Annotated in this window: 2 protein-coding genes; one reads left to right on the top strand and one right to left on the bottom strand. The window is 41.3% G+C overall.

All coding sequences use genetic code 11. The annotated features are described in order from the left end of the window. Positions 1-1,023: 3-oxoacyl-ACP synthase III family protein (locus tag E1176_RS03005; RefSeq protein WP_155209098.1), on the top strand; the 1,023-nt coding region annotated here is incomplete at its 5' end. A 45-nt stretch (positions 1,024-1,068) separates the two neighbouring features. On the opposite strand, the gene acs is transcribed toward E1176_RS03005, so the two are convergent. Then, the coding region (gene acs, locus E1176_RS03000; RefSeq protein ID WP_155209097.1) for an acetate--CoA ligase at positions 1,069-2,912 on the bottom strand (1,844 nt) is incomplete at its 5' end.

Below are 2,912 nucleotides of genomic sequence, written 5' to 3'. Positions count from 1 at the left end.
TTAACTAAAACCAACAAGGATTTCGCAGTTCATGAGTTCTATCTTGACGACAACTCAGTGATTGACCGCTCACCGGAAGAAATAATTACCAAATTTCAACAAATAACCGGGATAGAAGAAAGGCGCTACGCTACAGCTGATCTAACTGCTTCCGCCATAGGTACAGAAGCCGCTAGAGCAGCCATTCAAGACAGTGGTATTGATCCAGAAACCATTGATCAGGTGATTGTAGCACATAATTTTGGTGATGTACAAAAGCACTCGATCCAAACTGATGTCTTGCCAGCAATTGCTTCCAGAATAAAACACAATCTTGGCATAAAAAACCCCATGTGTATCCCTTATGATATTCTCTTCGGGTGTCCCGGCTGGATACAAGGATTGATTCAGGCTGATGCTTTTATAAAGGCAGGCCTCGCTAAAAAATGCCTTATTATAGGTACGGAAACTCTCTCGCGAGTTTTGGATCCGTATGATCGAGACAGTATGATTTTTAGTGATGGAGCAGGTGCATGTATTTTAGAAAAATCAGATGAAGAAGATAAGGGCATTTTAGCCACAAGTGCTCTTGCTCACTGTGAAGATGAAGCTTATTACCTACACTTGGGAAAGTCTAATTTTCCGGAGTCAGACCCGAGGGTAAGATTTATAAAAATGAAAGGAAGAAAGGTATTTGAATATGCTTTGACCCATGTACCTGCGGCCATGAAATCGTGTCTGAAAAAAGCTAATGTAGCTATTAATGATGTAAAAAAGGTCTTTATACATCAAGCTAATGAAAAGCTGGATGAGGGAATAATTAAAAGATTTTATAGGCTTTATGGCATCAAGGAGATACCTAAGAAAATAATGCCGATGAGTATACATAAGTTAGGCAATAGCTCAGTTGCAACGGTACCCACGTTGCTCGATTTGGTGTTGAAGAAACGGTTAGATGGGCATTCTGTGAGCGAGGGAGACATCATCATGTTGGCTTCTGTAGGAGCTGGCATGAATATAAATGCCGTTTGTTATAGAATGTAATGTTAACTACCGGCTGATATAAGCAGCCGGTAGATAGTAAATCCGTTATTTACTTCCCTCCATAATCTCCTCCACCACATCGGGGTTGAGGAGTGTTGAGGTATCACCCATATTGTCTGTGTCGCCAGATGCTATTTTCCGTAGGATCCTTCGCATAATCTTACCTGATCTTGTTTTTGGTAAGCCCGAAACAATCTGAATTTTATCCGGCTTAGCTATTGGACCAATAATCTTAGTGACAGTTTGTCTTATTTCTTCTTTGAGGTTTTCTTCCGACCTACCTTCCATGTCACAAATGACGTAGGCATAAATTCCCTGACCCTTAATCTCGTGCGGATAACCCACAACTGCCGATTCATTTACTTTTGGGTGCTCATTTATGGCATTTTCTACTTCAGCGGTTCCCATTCTGTGGCCAGAAACATTGATTACATCATCAACACGGCCTAAAATCCTATAATAACCATCTTCATCTCTCTTTACACCATCTCCGCTGAAATAATAACCCTCAAAGCTTGAAAAATAAACCTGCTTACATCTATCATGGTCTCCATAAGTAGTCCTGATTATACCAGGCCATGGGTACTTTAAACAGAGGTTACCCTCTACGTTCTTCCCTTTTAACTCTTTACCTTCATTATCAAGAATGGCTAACTGCACCCCAGGCAATGGCAAAGTAGCATAGCCCGGCTTGGTAGGTGTAACTCCTGCAATTGGAGAGATCATTATTCCTCCCGTTTCTGTTTGCCACCAGGTATCTACTATAGGACAGTGCCCTTTACCAATATGATCGTGGTACCAGTGCCAGGCCTCCTCATTTATTGGCTCACCAACCGTACCTATCACCTTTAGTGAATCTAGATTATAGGGCTCTACCGGCTCAGTACCATAAGCTTGTAATGCTCTAATAGCAGTTGGGGCTGTATAAAACTGATTTACCTTATACTTATCACATATTTCCCAAAATCTGCCTGGGTTGGGATATGTCGGCACTCCCTCGAACATGATAGAAGTAGCTCCATTGAGCAATGGGCCATAGACAATGTAAGAGTGACCAGTGATCCATCCTACATCTGCGGTACACCAATAGACATCGCCAGTGTTATATTGAAATACATTTTGAAAGGTATAGGAAGAGTAAACCATGTAGCCTCCACAGGTATGAACCACACCTTTTGGCTTACCGGTAGACCCAGATGTATAGAGGATAAAAAGTAAATCTTCAGAGTCCATCTGCTCAGCTTTATTCTCTTTTGAGACTCCTTCAATCACATCGTGCCACCAAAGATCAAAATTATCTTTCATCTCAACTTCCTGGCCTGTGCGCTTAAGCACAATTACTTTTTCAATACTATCGGTAGCGGCTATAGCCTCATCAACCACTTCCTTGACAGGTATTTTTTTATCACCACGATAATTACCATCTGAAGTCAACACCATTTTTGCCTTGCAATCGTCAATGCGATCTGCTAAGGACTTTGAAGAAAATCCGGCAAACACTACAGAATGCACCGCACCAATACGAGCGCAAGCCAACATGGCTATAGCTGCCTCCGGTACCATAGGCATATAGATAATAACTCTATCACCTTTTTCCACGCCTTGTTCTTTCATGGCATTGGCAAACTGACAAACCTGTTCAAATAATTCGCGGTAAGTAAGTATGCGATGGTCTTCATCAGGGTTGTTGGGTTCCCAAATGATGGCGGGCTTATCGCCTAAAAGAAATAAGTTCTTTTCTAATATATTTTCTGTGATATTGAGCTTTGCATTTACAAACCATTTTACGTCTGGTTTTTCAAAATCCCAGTCTACAACTTTATCCCAGCGTTTTTGCCAATAAAAAGAATCTGCAATTCTTGACCAAAAACCCTCAGGGTCTTGAACAC

Origin of the sequence: Fulvivirga aurantia, assembly GCF_009711475.1 — a bacterium.
Lineage (GTDB): Bacteria > Bacteroidota > Bacteroidia > Cytophagales > Cyclobacteriaceae > Fulvivirga > Fulvivirga aurantia.
Note: the sequence above shows the minus strand (reverse complement) of the source record. Positions and strands in the feature narration are given on the sequence as shown.